This window comes from Streptomyces cathayae (genome assembly GCF_029760955.1).
Taxonomy (GTDB): domain Bacteria; phylum Actinomycetota; class Actinomycetes; order Streptomycetales; family Streptomycetaceae; genus Streptomyces; species Streptomyces cathayae.
The window spans coordinates 1,711,796-1,728,027 of record NZ_CP121682.1 but is presented as its reverse complement, the minus strand read 5'-3'; the positions used below and the strand labels follow the sequence as shown (position 1 = coordinate 1,728,027).

Genomic DNA, 16,232 nt, shown 5'->3' with positions numbered 1-16,232 from the left:
CATGAGCGACGCCACCACCACCCCCGACCCCGCACGGATCCCGAACAAGGGCAAGCTGGCCAAGGACCTCAACGAGGTCATCCGCTACACCCTCTGGTCCGTCTTCAAGCTGAAGGACGTGCTGCCCGAGGACCGCGCCGGGTACGCCGACGAGGTCCAGGAGCTGTTCGACCAGCTCGCCGCCAAGGACGTCGTCGTCCGCGGGACGTACGACGTCTCCGGTCTGCGTGCCGACGCCGATCTCATGATCTGGTGGCACTCCGAGAGCAGCGACCAGCTCCAGGAGGCCTACAACCTGTTCCGCCGCACCAAGCTGGGCCGGGCCCTCGAGCCGGTGTGGTCGAACATGGCACTGCACCGCCCCGCCGAGTTCAACCGCTCGCACATCCCGGCGTTCCTCGCCGACGAGACGCCCCGCAACTACGTGAGCGTCTACCCCTTCGTGCGCTCCTACGACTGGTACCTGCTGCCCGACGAGGACCGCCGCCGTATGCTCGCCGACCACGGCAAGATGGCCCGCGGCTTCCCCGACGTGCGCGCCAACACGGTCCCCTCGTTCTCCCTCGGCGACTACGAGTGGGTCCTCGCCTTCGAGGCCGACGAGCTGTACCGGATCGTCGACCTCATGCGGCACCTGCGCGGCTCCGAGGCCCGGATGCACGTCCGTGAGGAGATCCCGTTCTACACGGGCCGCCGCAAGGACATCGCCGAACTGGTCGCCGGCCTCGCCTGATCAGGCGGCGGGCCGGGGCTCCGGCTCCGCCTGCGGCTCAGGCTCCGGTTCCGGGCGCGGCGCGCAGGACGCGCGCCGCCCCGGGACCCGGCCGGTCAGCAGGTACGCCTCCAGGTGGCCGTTCACACAGGCGTTGGGCCCGCCCGCGACACCGTGGGTGCCGGTGCCCCGCTCGGTCACCAGCGCCGAACCCGCGAGCCGCCGGTGCAGCTCCAGCGCCCCGGCGTACGGGGTCGCCGCGTCCCGTTCGGCCGCCAGGATCAGCGTCGGCGGCAGCTCACCCGCCCCGGCCCGGACGTCCGGCGGCCGCTGCCGGGGCGCCGGCCAGAAGGCGCACGGCAGGTTCGTCCACACGTTGGCCCAGGTCTCGAACGGCGCCCGGCGGGCCAGCCGGGTGTTGTCCCGGTCCCACACCGCCCAGTCCGTCGGCCAGGGCGCGTCGTTGCACTCCACGGCGACATAGACCGCGCGCGCGTTCTCCGTCTCCGCCGCCGCCCCGGGCTGCGGCTCCGCCTGCTCGGTCAGCGGCCCCGGATCGCCCTTCAGGTAGGCCGACAGGGCGTGCGCGCGATGCGGCCAGTGGTCGTCGTAGTACCCGGTCTGCAGGAACGCCGACTGCAGTTGCCCCGGACCCACCTTCCCGCCCGCCGGTTCCCGCGCGAGCCGCGCGCTCACCTTCTCGTAGCTGCGGAGCACCTCCGCGGGCGTGTCGCCGAGCCCGTACACGTCGTGGTGCCGGGCCGCCCATGCCCGGAAGTCCGCCCAGCGGTCCTCGAACGCCGCTGACTGGTCGAGGTTGTTGCGGTACCAGATCCGCTCCGGGTCCGGGTGCACCGCCGAGTCGAACACCATCCGCCGGACGTGCGAGGGGAACATCGTGGCGTACAGCGCCCCGAAGTAGGTCCCGTACGACGCCCCCATGAACGTCAGCCGGGGCTCCTTCAGCGCGGCGCGCAGCACGTCCAGATCGCGCGCGTTGTTCAGGGAGTGGTAGTGCCGGAGCGCGTCGCCGGCCCGCTCCGCGCAGCCGCGCGCGTACGCCCTGGCCTGCGCGACGCGCTCGCGCTTGTACGCCTCCGAGGGATGCGCCGGCGCCTGCGTGGGGCCCTGGACGGACTTCTCCGGGTCCTCGCAGGACAGCGGCGCGGACCGGCCCACCCCGCGCGGTGCGTAGCCGACGAGGTCGTAGGCCCCCGCGATCCGCTTCCACCGGGGGAGCAGGCCGATGAGCGGGAAGTACGTGCCGTCGGCGCCCGGCCCGCCCGGGTTGTGGACCAGGGCGCCCTGCCGGGGCACCTCGCGGCTGCCGTCGTCCGGGTCCTTCCCGGTGGCCCGGACGCGGCTGACGGCGAGTCCGATCTGCCGGCCGTGCGGGTGGGCGTAGTCGAGCGGGACGGTGACCGTGCCGCACTCGATGGTGCCGGGCAGGTCCTGCGCGTCGGGGCAGGCGCCGAACCCGATGCCCTCGGCCGCGGCGCGCGCGGCGGCCACCGCGGTGCCGCGCAGCTCGGCCGCGCCGGGGGCGTCCGGGGCCGGGGTGGCGGCAGTCGGGGCGGCACCCGGGGCGGCGGTGGCGCTGCCGGTCGGCGCGACGGCCAGGGTGGTGAGCAGCAGGGACCCGGCGGCCGCGTGGACGACGGCAGTTCTCATCGCATGTTCCCCTTCGGTGCACGGCGGCGACGAAAGGGATGTTTCGTTCGGTGGTCGGGGAAGGCAAGCACCGTTCGCCGGTGTCGGCGTCAATGCCCCCGTGCGCCCCCGCGGCCCCGGTCCTGCCGAGGGTGCGGGTGCTCGCGGTGTGCGAAGGTCGCACGCGGATCCGGTTCACCGACCGCGCGGACGCCGCGCAGGGCGACGGAGGTGAGATACGTACGGTCGTCACCGGCACCGCGGGTGCCGCGGGGCAGGGCGCCCAGCAGCACCCGCCGCGTGGCCCGGGCCAGCCGCACCGCCGGCCGGTGCGACCGGGGCTTCGGCCCCGACCGCTCCAGCCACCACTCCCGCAGCTCCCGCCGGGTCCGCCCGTCCTCCGGCCGCCCGGCGAGCAGCAGGTGCTCCACGAAGTCCAGCGCGTCCCGCCGGTACCCCTCGGTCATCGGCCGGCTCTGCGCGTACGCGAGGAAGGCGGCCCGGTACCCCTCGCCGAGCAGCACCGGCAACTCGGGCGCCACCTTGGCGACGACGCCCGCCCGCTTCGCGGCCAACGCCCGCGCCTGCACCGCCATCCGTCCCCGGTCGAACCCCTCGGGCACGGGCGTCCCGGCGACCAGCGCGGACAGCACCGAGGTCTGCGCGAGCGCGAGGCGCTGCCGCGCGGGTTCACCGGAGCCGGGGTCCGGCGTGGACCCGGCGCGCGAGCCGGCTGCACCGGTGCCCTTCGCCGCCCGCGCCCCGGCCCGCACGGCCGCCCCCTTCTCCACCGCTTCCCGGATGGACGTCAACTCCCGCTCCAGTTCGCCCGGTTCGGGGAAGTTCTCGTCCCGCTCCAGCAGCACCCCGGGAGGGGAGACCCTGGACGTGAGGTCGGTGAGGATGTCCAGCACCGGTCGGGGAACGGGATGGGCGTGGCTGTCGTGCCAGACCCCGTCCCGCTCGACGCCGCCCGCGACATGGACGTACGCGATGGCCTCCAGGGGCAGTTCGGCGAGCGCCCGCGCGGGGTCCTCGCCGCGGTTGACGTGGTTGGTGTGCAGATTGGCCACGTCGACGAGCAGCCGCACCCCGGTGCGGTCGGCCAGCTCGTACAGGAACTGGCCCTCGGTCATCTCCTCGCCGGGCCACGAGAACAGTGCCGCGATGTTCTCCACGGCGAGCGGCACGGGCAGCGCGTCCTGGGCGATCCGGACGTTCTCGCACAGCACGTCGAGCGCGTCCCGGGTCCGTGGCACCGGCAGCAGGTGCCCCGCCTCGAGCCGCGGGGAGGCGCTGAGCGGCCCACCCGCCCGGACGAACGCGATGTGCTCGGTGACCAGCGGCGCCCCCAGCGCCGTGGCCCGCTCGGCGAGCGCCGCCAGCCGCCCCGCGTCCGGCCGCTCCGCCCCGCCGAGCCCGAGCCCGACCCCGTGCGGCACGACGGTCACCCCGCGCTCGCGCAGCCGCAGCAGCGACGCGGGGAGATGCCCGGGACACACGTTCTCGGCCACCGCCTCGACCCAGTCGATCCCCGCCATCCCCTCCACGCCCTCGGCGATCTCCGGCCGCCACCCGATCCCCGTCCCCAGTCGCACCGTCATTCCCCCTCCTCCACCAGGCCCCCGTCGGCCGCCCTGTCGGGCGTGCCGTGGGTATGACCCCGAACGACACCTCCGAACCCGTCCCGGCCCACCTTCAGAGCAACATTTGAGCTTGGGGTGATCGGCCGGAGGCCGGACCATGGCGCTGACCGGAACACCGATCACTGTCTCAATCGCTTGACACAGTTCCTTCCGCTGCGCGATTGTCTCAGGTAGTTGATACACCTTGCGGGAGGGAAGGGGCTGGGATGTCTGCTGCCGCAGGAAGAGGGGTCCCGTGGCGGGAAGGGCTCGAGACCCCTGTGCGATGGGCCGGTGCGGCGACCGGTGTGGCCGTCAACGCCCTGGTCTCCTACAGCCCCGAGCCCGATGTGGATCTGCTGTACGGGTTTCCCGTCTTCGGCCTGTTCGTCATGCTCGGCGTGTACGTGTCCGACGTGGTGGCCCGGCCGAGTCAGGGCTGGGTGCGAGTGGCTCACGTGACACCGCGCCGCATCCGGGACCATGTCCCCCGTGGTCTGACCGCCGCGTTGGCCGGGCAGGCAGCCCTCCTGATCGGTCTCCTGATCGTTGCGGCCGTGACGGCCTCGGCGGACGCCGACGGCCGCTCACGCCGTGCACTGACGGTCACGTGCCCGGCGGGTACACAACTGCTCTCGCCCTGGCCCGGCCCGTACTACGGCTGGCCGATCCTCGGCGGCCTCACCGTCGGTACCGTTGTCTGCGCGGTGCTCCTGCGCCGCATCACCGTGCAGTCCCGGAGCGACGAACAGCGCCGCACCGGAATCCGGGCGGCGATCGGTGCCTGGGGAGTGATGGTGAGCGCTCCTCTTTTCGCTGTCTCCTTGACGATGGGGGTCGTGGTGCTGAGCTTGTCCTGCGCGGGTGGGATGAAGGACGCGGCTCTGTGGGGGCTGGCTCTCACCGCCCTCACTTCCGCCCTGACGGCGTGTCACTGCCTGTGTGTCCTCCTGCTGCCGCAGGCCTACGTCAAGGCCCGGCCGTGACACCGCAGTCCCTCCGGGTGAACCACGCGTCCCCGGTCCCGCCCTACGAGCAGGTCCGCGCGCAGCTGGCCGACCTGATCTCCGTCGGCCGACTGCGTCAGGGAGACAGGCTGCCGTCCGTGCGCCAGCTGGCCTCCGACCTCGGGCTGGCCAACAACACCGTGGTCCGGGCCTACCGCGAACTGGAGAGCGCGGGCCTGGTCAGGACCCGCAGGGGTTCCGGTACCCAGGTCGTCGCCCCGGCGGCCGCCACCGACAGCAAGGCGAAGCTCGCGGAACACGCACGCGCGTACGCGGCCGCCGTCGGCCGGCTCGGCGTCTCGGACGAGGAGGCCCTGGCGGCGATCCGTCACGCTCTCGCGGATCCCGACGCCCACTGACATCGCGCGGGAGGTCAGCGCAGGGCCGGGTGGTCCGCCACCACGGTGCTGGAGCCGGGGGCGATCTCGGTGAAGCCCGCGTCGCGGACCAGGGGGAGGCCGCTAGTGGTCAGGGTCGGCCAGTGGGAGGGGGCGGCGGGGCGGACGGAGAGGGGGAAGCCGGCGTGGTGCCAGGCGGTGCGGTCCTCGTCGGTCAGCTCCCACCAGGCCAGCTGGGCGGCGTGGCCCGCCTGGGCCATGGCCTTGCCCGCCGACATGTCGAGGTCGGGGCTGAGCCACAGGACGGGGGCGGTGGGGTCCGCCGGGGGCACGGGCTCCCGGTCCTCCAGGTCGGTGCCGGAGACCTGGAGGCGGGCCAGGTCCTTGGGCCAGCCGTCCAGCGGGACCGGCGGGAAGACGCGGACCTCCGCCGACGTGCCGGTGACCGTGATGCCCGGCAGGGCCTCCGCGCGGCGCCACTCCGCGCCGCGGGCCCGGCGCACCACCTTGCGGATGCGGGCGTCCTGCCAGTCGCGCATCGCCCGCGCCCACTCGCCCTCGCCCGTCGACCGCTCGTCGGCCAGCATCACCAGGACCGCGCGGGCCGCCGTCTCCAGCGCGTCGGTACGGGCCGGGGGTGCGGCCCGCTCGATGCGCGCCACCAGCGGCAGCACGAACTGGGGTGCCGCGTCACGGGCACTGGACTCATGACGGAAGGGGCTGTCGGTGGCAGGCGTCCGGTCGTTGTTCACTGGAACAGTCTGCCAAGTCACCGGGCACCGGCCACCGTCACCCCGAGCAGGACGTGCGCTCGGCCTCGGTCTTCGACAGCCGGGAGCAGATGGACCGGCTCGCGGAGATGGGCATGGCCGAGGGGCTGAAGCAGGCGATCGGCCAGATGGACGACCTGCTGGCGGCCTGACCCGCGTACGGGCCGCGTACGGACCGCGCGGGGGCGGCCGGGGCTCTCCCCGGCCGCCCCCGCGTCCGTCACCGCCGCCAGGGGCCGGTGACCGCGAACGTCGTGCCGGGGGAGTAGCAGTTGACGTACATCGTTTGGCCGTCGGGGGAGAAGGCGACCCCGGCGAACTCGCCCCACTCCGGTTTCTCGGGCGTGCCCACGTTCTGGCGGTTGCGCGCCATCGCGTACACCTCGCCGCGCCGGGTGACGCCGTAGACGTGCTGCGCGCCGCCGCCGTCCTCGCAGACCATCAGGCCGCCGCTGGGGGCGAGGCAGATGTTGTCCGGCGACTCGCCGGGCAGTTGCACGTCGGTGTCCGGCCCGAAGACGATCACCAGCGTCAGCCGCCGCCGGTCCGGGTCGTAGCGCCAGATCTGCCCGTAGTGGTCACCGGCCGACCCCTCGGCGCTGCGGGCGAAGGACGACACGAAGTACACCGACCGGCCGCCCCAGTAGCAGCCCTCCAGCTTCTGCGCGTGCGTGATGCCGCCGGCGCCGAAGTCCTGGAAGCGGATGGGGGTTTCGGCGGCCTGCGGGTCCGGCACGTCCACCCACTCGACGCGGTCGAAGCGCGCGCCCGTCTCCTGGATCGAGGACAGGTCGGGCACCCCGGGCACCCGCATCGCCTGGAGCCGGCCGCCCGCGCGCAGCGAACCGGTGCCGCCGAGCGGCTTGTCCGGCAGGAAGCGGTAGAAGAGCCCGAAGGGCCGTTCGAACGCGTCCTCCGTCTCGTAGACGACACCCCGCTGCGGGTCGACCGCGACCGCCTCGTGCTGGAAGCGGCCCATCGCGGTGAGCGGCACGGCACCCGTGCGGCGCGGGTCGGCCCCGTCGACCTCGAAGACGAAGCCGTGATCCTTGGTGTAGCCGTTGGTGCCCGCCTTGTCCTCGGTTTCCTCGCAGGTCAGCCAGGTGCCCCAAGGCGTCGGCCCGCCCGCGCAGTTGACGGCGGTACCGGCGATCGCGACCCGTTCCGAGAGCACCCGGCCACGGGAGTCCAGGGTCAGTGCCGTACAGCCGCCCTTGCCCTGCGGGTCGTACGTCAGCCCGTCGATCACCGGGACCGGGGCCCTGCCGTTGGCCCGGTTCTCGTGGTTGCGGACGAGATGGACGCGGCCGTGCCCGCCCGCGAAGGCGGCCATGCCGTCCGGGTTGGAGGGGACGGGGCCCTCGCCGGAGCGCAGTGCGTCGCCCTCGCGGGAGAGCACCCGGTAGCGGAAGCCCCTCGGCAGGTCGAGCAGCCCGTCGGGGTCGGGGACGAGGGGGCCGTAGCCGTGGTGGCCGAGGTTCTGCGCGGCGGCGGCAGCGGGGGTGAACAGCTCGGAGAGGGAGCCGGAGAACGCGATGCCGATTCCCAGGGCGCCGGAACGGGCGAGCAGGTGGCGTCGTGTCGTGGGGGAGGGGCCGGTGGCGGATCCGGCGGACTCCGTGGGTCCGGTGGGCTCAGTGGTCCCTGGTGCGGTCATGGTGGGGGAACCTTCCTGCTGGCGGACAGGAACTGTGACCCGCCGTGTCTATCACCTGCCGTGAGTCACGGGAACCACGCGTGAAGCAGGTGTCACGGGCCCGGGGATCGGTCGGGTGGCGGCCCCGGTTCGTCGGGGGGTGGTCCCGGTTCCTTCAGGGCGCGCTCCGTCGGCGCAGGCTGCTGGGCGGACCGTTCCAGGAAGCGCAGCAGCTCCACCGGGAAGGGCAGCACCAGGGTGGAGTTCTTCTCCGCGGACACGGCCACGATCGTCTGCAGCAGTCGCAGCTGCAGCGCGGAGGGGGTGTCCGCCATCTGCTGGGCGGCCTCGGCCAGTTTCTTCGACGCCTGCAGTTCGGCGTCGGCGTTGATGACCCGGGCCCGCCGCTCGCGGTCGGCCTCCGCCTGCCGGGCCATGGACCGCTTCATGGTCTCGGGCAGCGAGACGTCCTTGATCTCGACCCGGTCGATCTGCACGCCCCAGCCGACCGCCGGGCTGTCGATCATCAACTCCAGGCCCTCGTTGAGTTTCTCCCGGTTGGACAGCAGGTCGTCGAGGTCGCTCTTGCCGATGATCGAGCGCAGTGAGGTCTGCGCCATCTGGGAGACCGCGAACCGGTAGTCCTCGACGTTGACGAGTGCGGCGGAGGCGTTGACGACCTTGAAGTAGACGACCGCGTCCACCCGCACGGTGACGTTGTCCCGGGTGATGCCCTCCTGCGCGGGCACCGGCATCGTGACGATCTGCAGATTGACCTTGTGCAGCCGGTCCACCCCGGGAAGGATCATGGTGAACCCGGGTGGGCGCTCCCCGCCGCGCAGCCGGCCGAGCCGGAAGACCACGCCGCGCTCGTACTGCTTGACGACCCGCGCCGCCGCGGTGAGATAGACGATGCCCGCGGCGCCGGTGGCGACGACCGCGGTGATCAGCTCCTCGACCATGACGACCTCCCGTTCAGAGGCCTGCTCCCTGAGCATGTGCCCGCTTCTGCCACGATATGCCCGGTATCGGGTCCGCGGCCACGGTCCGAGGTCGAGGGCTCGGGGTGCTGGGCCCGGGGGCACCCGGCCCCGGGGCTACGGGGCCCCGGTGAGCCGGCCGGCGTCCCGGGCCAGCGCGGTGAGCCGGGAGATCGCCCGGAAGTACTTCTTGCGGTAGCCGCCCTTCAGCATCTCCTCGCTGAACAGCTGGTCGAAGGGCAGCCCCGAGGCGAGTACGGGCACCTCGCGGTCGTAGAGCCGGTCGGCGAGGACGACCAGCCGCAGCGCCGTCGACTGGTCCGGTACCGGCCGCACGCCGGTGAGGCACACCGCGGCGAGCCCGTCGGTGAGGGCGCCGTAGCGGCTGGGGTGCACCTTCGCGAGGTGCTCCAGCAGATCCGCGAAGCCGTCCAGCGAGGCGCCCTCGGTGGCGTACGCCGTCTTGGTCACCAGTTCGTCGGTGTACGGCGGCGGTGCCTCGGGCAGACCGCGGTGGCGGTAGTCCTCGCCGTCGATGCGCAGGGCGCGGAAGTGGGCCGACAGGCCCTGGATCTCGCGCAGGAAGTCGGCCGAGGCGAACCGGCCCTCGCCGAGCTTGCCGGGCAGCGTGTTGGAGGTGGCGGCGAGCGCGACCCCCGCCTCGACCAGCTTGCCGAGCAGGGTGGAGACGAGCACGGTGTCGCCGGGGTCGTCCAGTTCGAACTCGTCGATGCACAGCAGCCGGTGCCCGGAGAGCGTCCGCACCGTCTGCTGGAAGCCGAGGGCGCCGACCAGGTTGGTCAGCTCCACGAAGGTGCCGAACGCCTTGAGCGCGGGCTCGGCCGGGGTGGCGTGCCACAGGGAGGCCAGCAGGTGGGTCTTGCCGACGCCGTAACCGCCGTCGAGGTAGACACCGCGCGGGCCGGCCGGGGCGGGCTTCGCCGGCTTTCCGAAGCCGAACAGCCGGCGCCTGCCGGAACCGCCGCCCGGCGCTCCGCCGAGACCCGCCGCGAAGCCGTCGAGGACGCGCACGGCCTCGGTCTGGCTGGGCTGGTCCGGGTCGGGTATGTAGGTGCCGAAACGGACCGCGTCGAACCGGGGCGGGGGCACCATCTCGGCGACGAGCCGGTCCGCGGGGACGTGCGGCTCACGGGCGCACAGGGACAGCGGGGCCGCATCGGCCGAGGGAGCGAGCCCGGAGGCGGGGGAGGAGGACGACACGCTTACTCATGTTACGGGGCGTGGAACACTGCACGGCATGCGACGTCTCTTCCCTGTGACCGACGAAACAGCAGCTCCCGCCGGGGGGACGACCGGTACCTCCCGCGCGGGAGAGGGCCCGGAGGGCCGGGAGTGGAGCCTGGCCGAGCTGGCCGCCGCGTACGCCTACCCGGGGCCGGGGCCCGGTGGGGACCGGCAGCCGTGGCTGCGGGCCAACATGGTGTCCACGCTCGACGGAGCCGCCCAGCACGAGGGCCGCTCGCAGCCCATCTCCAGCCCGGCCGACATGCGCGTCTTCGGCACGCTGCGGGCCCTCGCGGACGTCGTGCTCGTCGGCGCGGAAACGGTTCGGCTGGAGGGCTACCGTCCGGCCCGCGCCCGTGCCGAGTTCGCGGCGGCGCGCGAGGCGGCCGGGCAGGGCCCCGCGCCGGCGGTCGCCGTGGTCTCCGCCGGTCTGGACCTGGACTTCTCCCTGCCGCTGTTCACCACCCCGCTGGTGGACACCCTGGTCCTGACCGGTGCCGCCGCGCCCCCCGACCGGATCGCCGCCGCCGAGGCGGCCGCCGGGACCCGGGTGGTGATCGCGGGGGACGGCACCGGAGTGGATCCGGCCCGCGCGGTGCGGGCCCTCGCGGAACGGGGGCACACCCGGCTGCTGACCGAGGGCGGGCCGCGGCTGCTGGGCCAGCTGGTGGCGGCCGGAGTGCTGGACGAGCTCTGTCTGACCGTCGCCCCGATGCTCGTCGCGGGTGACGCTCAGCGCATCGCCGGCGGACCGTCTGTGACACTTCCGAGTCGTTTCACGCTGAAATCGATGTTGGAGGAGGACGGTTTTCTTTTCACGCGGTACGCGCGGTCCTGACCGGACGGGCGGACCCGAGCCCTCCGGCGGTGTCCGGGAACGTCCAGGAGCACCCGGATGCGCGTTCAATGGTTACCGCTGGTCCGGTAATCGGCGGAATGTTCCGTTCCGCTTGGTGTCGCGACGGGCACACTGAATCCGGTGGTGCCCGTACGAGCACGGGCGGGACGGATTCCGCAGGGCCTGGCTCGGCCCACGGGGAGAGAGGGCCCACGGCCCTCCGAGGAGAAGGGGCGCCTGGTGTTCACAAGCGTACTGATGATCGAGAAGGCCCTGACGTCCGCCGACGTGGAGTTCGTCACCACCTTGCACGGCGACGAGGAGGTCGCCTTCCAGGTGCTGCTCCAGCCGCGCGGCGAACAGGCGGACCGGCTGCTGAGGGCCATCGACGACGTGGCCCTCGGCGAGCTCGACGACGCCGTCCGGGAGGCGGAGACACCCGAGGGCGAGGACGCCAGGACGACGGGGGAGCGGGCACTCGAGGTGTCCTTGCAGGCCCTGCGCGCCGCCGGCCACGAGGCCGACGGCCGGCTGATCGAGAACCATCCCCTGGACGTGCTGAGAACGATGGTCCAGGAGACCGGGGCGGACGAGGTGATCGTGCTCACCGACCCGCACTACGTGGAGGAGTTCTTCCACCGGGACTGGGCCTCCCGGGCCCGGCACAAGGTGGGCGTACCGGTGCTGAAACTGTTCTCGCACAGCAAGGCATAGGCTGGGTCGGCGTCCTATGGACGAGGGCGCGAGAACACTCGTCACCACTGGGGAGAAACACGCATGGCACCCGGCCTTCCTACCGCTATGGACCGACCGCACTTCATCGGCATCGGCGGCGCCGGGATGTCGGGCATCGCGAAGATCCTCGCGCAGCGCGGCGCCGAGGTGGCCGGCAGCGACGCCAAGGAGTCGGCCACCGCCGAGGCGCTGCGCGCGCTGGGCGCCACGGTCCACATCGGGCACGCCGCCGGCCACCTGGCCGACGACGCGAGCTGCGTGGTCGTCTCCTCGGCGATCCGTGAGGACAACCCGGAACTCGTCCGCGCGGCCGAACTGGGCGTGCCCGTGGTCCACCGTTCCGACGCGCTGGCCGCCCTCATGGACGGCCTGCGCCCGATCGCGGTGGCCGGCACCCACGGCAAGACCACGACCACCTCGATGCTGGCCGTCTCCCTGACCGAGCTGGGCCGCCGCCCGTCGTACGCGATCGGCGGCGACCTGGACGCGCCCGGCTCCAACGCGCTGCACGGCGAGGGCGAGATCTTCGTCGCCGAGGCGGACGAATCGGACCGCAGCTTCCACAAGTACGCCCCCGAGGTCGCGATCATCCTCAACGTGGAACTGGACCACCACGCCAACTACGCGTCGATGGAGGAGATCCACGAGTCCTTCGAGACGTTCGTCGGCCGGATCGTGCCCGGCGGCACGCTGGTGATCTCGTCGGACCACGAGGGCGCGCGGGAACTGACCCGGCGCCTGCGCGCCTCGGCAGGGTCGGCCGGCTCCGTCCGGACGGTGACGTACGGGGAGGCGCCCGACGCCGACGTACGGGTGACGTCGGTCGTCCCGCAGGGGCTGAAGAGCGAGGTGACCGCCGAGTTCGAGGGCGCCCCGCTCACCTTCACGGTGTCCGTCCCGGGCCGCCACTACGCGCACAACGCGGTGGCCGCGCTCGCCGCCGGCGTCGCGCTCGGCATCCCGGCCGGCGAACTGGCCCCGGCGCTGGCCGCGTACACCGGGGTGAAGCGGCGCCTGCAGCTCAAGGGCGAGGCGGCGGGCGTCCAGGTCATCGACTCCTACGCGCACCACCCGACCGAGATGACCGCCGACCTGGAGGCGATGCGCGCCGCCGCGGGCGACGCCCGCATTCTGGTCGTCTTCCAGCCGCACCTGTTCTCCCGCACCCGGGAGCTGGGCAAGGAGATGGGCCAGGCCCTGGCCCTGGCCGACTCCTCGGTGGTGCTGGACATCTACCCGGCCCGCGAGGACCCGATCCCGGGCGTCACCAGCGAGCTGATCATCGAGGCGGCGCGGGCGGCCGGCGCGGACGTGACGCCGGTGCACGACCAGGCGGAGATCCCGGACGCGGTGGCGGGAATGGCGAAGCCCGGCGATCTCGTTCTCACCATGGGAGCGGGCGACGTCACCGACCTCGGCCCGCTGATCCTCGACCGTCTCTCGAAGTGAGACGCGCAAGAAGCACGCAGCAGCAGAAGCGAAGGGGCTGAAGGCTCATGTCGTACGACGTGGAGAAGCCGGACGAGCAGTGGCGCGCGGAGCTGTCGCCGTCCGAGTACGCCGTGCTGCGCCAGGCGGGCACGGAGCCGGCCTTCACCGGTGAGTACACCGACACGAAGACCGAGGGCGTCTACGCGTGCCGTGCCTGCGGCGCCGAACTGTTCACCTCGAAGACCAAGTTCGAGTCGCACTGCGGCTGGCCCTCCTTCTACGACCCGCGGGACTCCGAGGCGGTCGAGCTGATCGAGGACCGGTCGCACGGCATGGTGCGCACCGAGGTGCGCTGCTCCCGCTGCGGCTCCCACCTCGGGCACGTCTTCGAGGGCGAGGGCTATGCGACGCCCACGGACCAGCGGTACTGCATCAACAGCATCTCGCTGAGGCTGCGGCCCACCGAGGGCTGATCCGCGCGGACGCGCGCCGAGTCGCGCCGGGCCGTGGTGACGGGGGAGGGCCGCCGGGAATCCCGGCGGCCCTCCCCCGTCGGGTGGTTTCCCGAGGTCGGGGCGGGGCAGGTGGCCGCGTAGCGCGGGGGCGTGTTCCCCGGGCGCTGTCGGAGATGCCGTCTACACTCGACCGGCGGCAGACCGCGCGGCCGGCTCGGCCGGAAACTTCCAGCCACCCGAAGGGTGTTCGGCGTCTTGATACGGATCGACTCAGTGACGAAGCGCTACCCGGACGGCACGGTGGCGGTGGACCGGCTCTCCCTGGAGATCCCCGACCGCTCGATCACCGTTCTGGTCGGGCCGTCGGGCTGTGGCAAGACGACCACCCTGCGCATGATCAACCGCATGGTCGAACCCACCGAGGGAACGATCCTGCTCGACGGTGCGGACAGCCGGCGGCAACCGGTCACCACCCTGCGCCGGTCCATGGGGTACGTCATCCAGAACGCCGGACTCTTCCAGCACCGCACGATCGTCGACAACATCGCCACCGTGCCGCGCATGCTCGGCTGGGGCAAGCAGCGGGCCCGGGAGCGGGCGGCGGAGCTGATGGAGCGGGTGGGCCTGGACACCGCCCTGGCCAAGCGGTACCCGTACCAGCTCTCCGGCGGCCAGCAGCAGCGCGTCGGAGTGGCACGCGCGCTCGCTGCGGACCCGCCGGTGCTGCTGATGGACGAGCCGTTCTCGGCCGTCGACCCGGTGGTCCGCAAGGGGCTGCAGGACGAACTCCTCAGGATCCAGGAAGAGCTGGGCAAGACCATCGTCTTCGTCACGCATGACATCGACGAGGCGGTCAAACTCGGCACCATGGTCGCCGTACTGCGCGAAGGCGGCCGGCTCGCCCAGTACGCGCCGCCCGCCGAGCTGCTGTCCGACCCCGCGGACGCGTTCGTCGAGGACTTCCTCGGCGCCGACCGGGGCATCCGGAGGCTCTCCTTCCTCACCACCGCCGCGCTGGAACTGGCCACCGACACGGTGATCCCGCCGGACGCCACCGCCGAGCGGATCGGCGCCTCGGACGCCCCCCACCTCCTGGTGACCGACGGCGAGGGGCGCCCGCTCGGCTGGTCCGAGCCGCGCCGGCTGACCGCCGGGGACATCCGCCCCGACCGGCTCCTGCCGTACGGGCGGCCGTTCGTGCCTGGCGTGGACTCGCTGCGGGTCGCGCTCGACTGCGCGGTGCTCTCCCCCACCGGCTGGGCCGTCGCCGTGGACGACACCGGCCGGGTGCGGGGCGTCGTCTCCCAGCAGACCATCGGCGACGCCATCCGCACCGCCCACCGAGGCGGCCGCACCGGCGACGAGAAGGTCGCCGGATGAGCGGCTTCTTCGACATCCCCAGCGACCTCCAGCACAGCTGGGCGGGCCTGATCGGACTGCACCTGAGGGAGGCGCTGATCCCGGTCGCGGCCGGACTGCTGCTCGCACTGCCCGTCGCCCAGCTGTGCGGACGCTTCCGCTGGCTGTACCCGCCGGTCCTGGGCATGACGACCGTGCTGTACGCCATCCCGTCGCTGGCGTTCTTCGTCGTCCTCATCGACTACACCGGCCAGACCGAACTCACCGTGATGATCCCGCTGGCCCTGTACAGCCTGGTGGTGCTGATCCCGGCGATCGTCGACGGGGTGCGCGCGGTGCCACCGGAGACGCTGGCCGCGGCCACCGCCATGGGCTTCGGCCCCCTGCGCCGGTACACCCAGGTGCAGTTGCCGATCGCCGCCCCCGCCATCATCGCCGGCCTGCGGGTGGCCACCGCGTCCAGCATCTCCCTGGTCAGTATCGGCGCCCTGATCGGCAATCAGGGCGCCCTCGGCAACCTGCTCGCGGCCGCGCAGAAGTACGACCGGCCCGAACTCGCGGTGAACTCCGTCATCACGATGGCCGTGCTGGCGATCCTGTGCGACGCGCTGCTGGTCCTGCTCAGGGTCCTGCTCACGCCGTGGATGCCGCGCGGCACACGGCAGGGACCCGCAGCACGCCCCGAGCCGTACGGAGCCGGGAGCGCGACCCGGTGAACATCCTCGACTTCATGAACGCCTTCTTCAGCGACAGCGCCCACTGGCACGGCTACGACGGCATCCCGCAGCGCTTCCTCGAACACATCCGGTACTCGCTGCTGGCCCTCGCGATCGCCGCCGCGATCGGCCTGCCCGTCGGCCTGCTGACCGGGCACACCGGCCGCGGCGGGAACGCACTCGCCTTCATCGCCAACGCCGCCCGCGCCCTGCCCAGTTTCGGCCTGCTGGTGCTGGTGGTGCTGCTGATCGGCTTCGGTCTGCTGCCCGTCATGATCCCGCTGGTCGTGCTGGCCGTCCCGCCGATCCTGGTGACCACCTACGAGGCCGTCCGCACGGTGGACCCCTCCCCGGTGGACGCCGCCCGCGGCATGGGCATGCGCGAGTCGCACATCCTGTTCCGGGTCGAGGTGCCGGTGGCGCTGCCGCTGATCCTGAGCGGGCTGCGCTCGGCGGCCATCCAGATCGTGTCGACGGCCACCATCGCCGCGTACGTCAGCCTGGGCGGCCTCGGCCGGTACATCATCGACGGGCTCTACCAGCGCGACTACGAGAAGGTGGTCGGCGGGGCCACCCTGGTGGCGGCCCTGGCCCTCGTCACGCTCGCGCTGTTCTGGGCGGCGGGACGGCTGCTGGTGTCACCGGGCGTACGGCGGCGCTGAACCGGCCCCGGACGCACGGGCGGACGAGTGGCAACCGTGATCCGGCCGCGCTTGACGGCCGTCAACCGGCTGG

16 protein-coding genes are annotated in these 16,232 nt (G+C 72.9%); 10 read left to right on the top strand and 6 right to left on the bottom strand.

Translation table 11 applies throughout. From position 1 onward, the window contains the following. The first annotated feature begins 1 nt into the window (after nt 1). Nucleotides 2–733, top strand: coding sequence for a hydrogen peroxide-dependent heme synthase (gene hemQ, locus PYS65_RS07750; protein ID WP_279333060.1), 732 nt, complete (start codon nt 2–4; stop codon nt 731–733). Here the strand turns inward: hemQ and PYS65_RS07745 are convergent, their stop codons facing one another. Both PYS65_RS07745 and PYS65_RS07740 read right to left on the bottom strand, forming a co-directional pair. Continuing rightward, on the bottom strand, nt 734–2,383 hold the full coding sequence (locus PYS65_RS07745; protein ID WP_279333059.1) for an alpha/beta hydrolase: 1,650 nt from the start codon (nt 2,381–2,383) through the stop codon (nt 734–736). Between the two features lie 89 nt (nt 2,384–2,472). Beyond that, complete coding sequence (locus PYS65_RS07740) at nt 2,473–3,966, bottom strand: MbnB/TglH/ChrH family RiPP precursor modification enzyme (RefSeq protein ID WP_279333058.1); 1,494 nt, start codon at nt 3,964–3,966, stop codon at nt 2,473–2,475. A 248-nt stretch (nt 3,967–4,214) separates the two neighbouring features. Here PYS65_RS07740 and PYS65_RS07735 point away from each other — a divergent pair, with 248 nt between their 5' ends. Together PYS65_RS07735 and PYS65_RS07730 are read left to right on the top strand one after the other, a co-directional pair. After that, nucleotides 4,215–4,973, top strand: coding sequence for a hypothetical protein (locus PYS65_RS07735; protein ID WP_279333057.1), 759 nt, complete (start codon nt 4,215–4,217; stop codon nt 4,971–4,973). Then, entirely contained in the window at nt 4,970–5,353 is a 384-nt protein-coding gene (locus PYS65_RS07730; protein WP_279333056.1) for a GntR family transcriptional regulator, read from the top strand. The genes PYS65_RS07735 and PYS65_RS07730 overlap by 4 nt, the downstream gene beginning before the upstream one ends. A 14-nt stretch (nt 5,354–5,367) precedes the next feature. On the opposite strand, the gene PYS65_RS07725 is transcribed toward PYS65_RS07730, so the two are convergent. The 4 genes from PYS65_RS07725 to zapE form a co-directional block, all read right to left on the bottom strand. Then, complete coding sequence (locus tag PYS65_RS07725; protein ID WP_279333055.1) at nt 5,368–6,084, bottom strand: aminoacyl-tRNA hydrolase; 717 nt, start codon at nt 6,082–6,084, stop codon at nt 5,368–5,370. Between the two features lie 238 nt (nt 6,085–6,322). Continuing rightward, nucleotides 6,323–7,759, bottom strand: coding sequence for a PhoX family protein (locus tag PYS65_RS07715; protein WP_279333054.1), 1,437 nt, complete (start codon nt 7,757–7,759; stop codon nt 6,323–6,325). 92 nt (nt 7,760–7,851) lie between these two features. Further along, a complete protein-coding gene (locus tag PYS65_RS07710; protein WP_279337891.1) occupies nt 7,852–8,700 on the bottom strand; it encodes a slipin family protein in 849 nt (282 codons plus the stop codon). A 135-nt stretch (nt 8,701–8,835) separates the two neighbouring features. After that, the gene (zapE, locus tag PYS65_RS07705; protein WP_279333053.1) at nt 8,836–9,939 is read right to left on the bottom strand and encodes a cell division protein ZapE; all 1,104 of its coding nucleotides are present in this window, start codon (nt 9,937–9,939) and stop codon (nt 8,836–8,838) included. A gap of 37 nt (nt 9,940–9,976) precedes the next feature. On the opposite strand from zapE, the gene PYS65_RS07700 reads away from it, so the two are divergent. The 7 genes from PYS65_RS07700 to PYS65_RS07670 all read left to right on the top strand — a co-directional run bounded on the left by PYS65_RS07700 (nt 9,977) and on the right by PYS65_RS07670 (nt 16,159). After that, the gene (locus PYS65_RS07700; protein WP_279333052.1) at nt 9,977–10,801 is read left to right on the top strand and encodes a pyrimidine reductase family protein; all 825 of its coding nucleotides are present in this window, start codon (nt 9,977–9,979) and stop codon (nt 10,799–10,801) included. Nucleotides 10,802–11,041: 240 nt separating this feature from the next. Next, a complete protein-coding gene (locus PYS65_RS07695) occupies nt 11,042–11,515 on the top strand; it encodes an indole-3-glycerol phosphate synthase (RefSeq protein ID WP_279333051.1) in 474 nt (157 codons plus the stop codon). Between the two features lie 63 nt (nt 11,516–11,578). Then, nucleotides 11,579–12,985, top strand: a complete 1,407-nt coding sequence (gene murC / locus PYS65_RS07690) for a UDP-N-acetylmuramate--L-alanine ligase (protein ID WP_279333050.1) — start codon at nt 11,579–11,581, stop codon at nt 12,983–12,985. A gap of 47 nt (nt 12,986–13,032) precedes the next feature. Next, the gene (gene msrB / locus PYS65_RS07685; protein WP_279333049.1) at nt 13,033–13,440 is read left to right on the top strand and encodes a peptide-methionine (R)-S-oxide reductase MsrB; all 408 of its coding nucleotides are present in this window, start codon (nt 13,033–13,035) and stop codon (nt 13,438–13,440) included. Between the two features lie 237 nt (nt 13,441–13,677). Continuing rightward, entirely contained in the window at nt 13,678–14,802 is a 1,125-nt protein-coding gene (locus tag PYS65_RS07680; RefSeq protein WP_279333048.1) for an ABC transporter ATP-binding protein, read from the top strand. Continuing rightward, the gene (locus PYS65_RS07675; RefSeq protein WP_279333047.1) at nt 14,799–15,497 is read left to right on the top strand and encodes an ABC transporter permease; all 699 of its coding nucleotides are present in this window, start codon (nt 14,799–14,801) and stop codon (nt 15,495–15,497) included. Before PYS65_RS07680 ends, PYS65_RS07675 begins: the two co-directional genes overlap by 4 nt. Then, entirely contained in the window at nt 15,494–16,159 is a 666-nt protein-coding gene (locus PYS65_RS07670; RefSeq protein ID WP_279333046.1) for an ABC transporter permease, read from the top strand. The genes PYS65_RS07675 and PYS65_RS07670 overlap by 4 nt, the downstream gene beginning before the upstream one ends. Nucleotides 16,160–16,232: the final 73 nt, after the last annotated feature.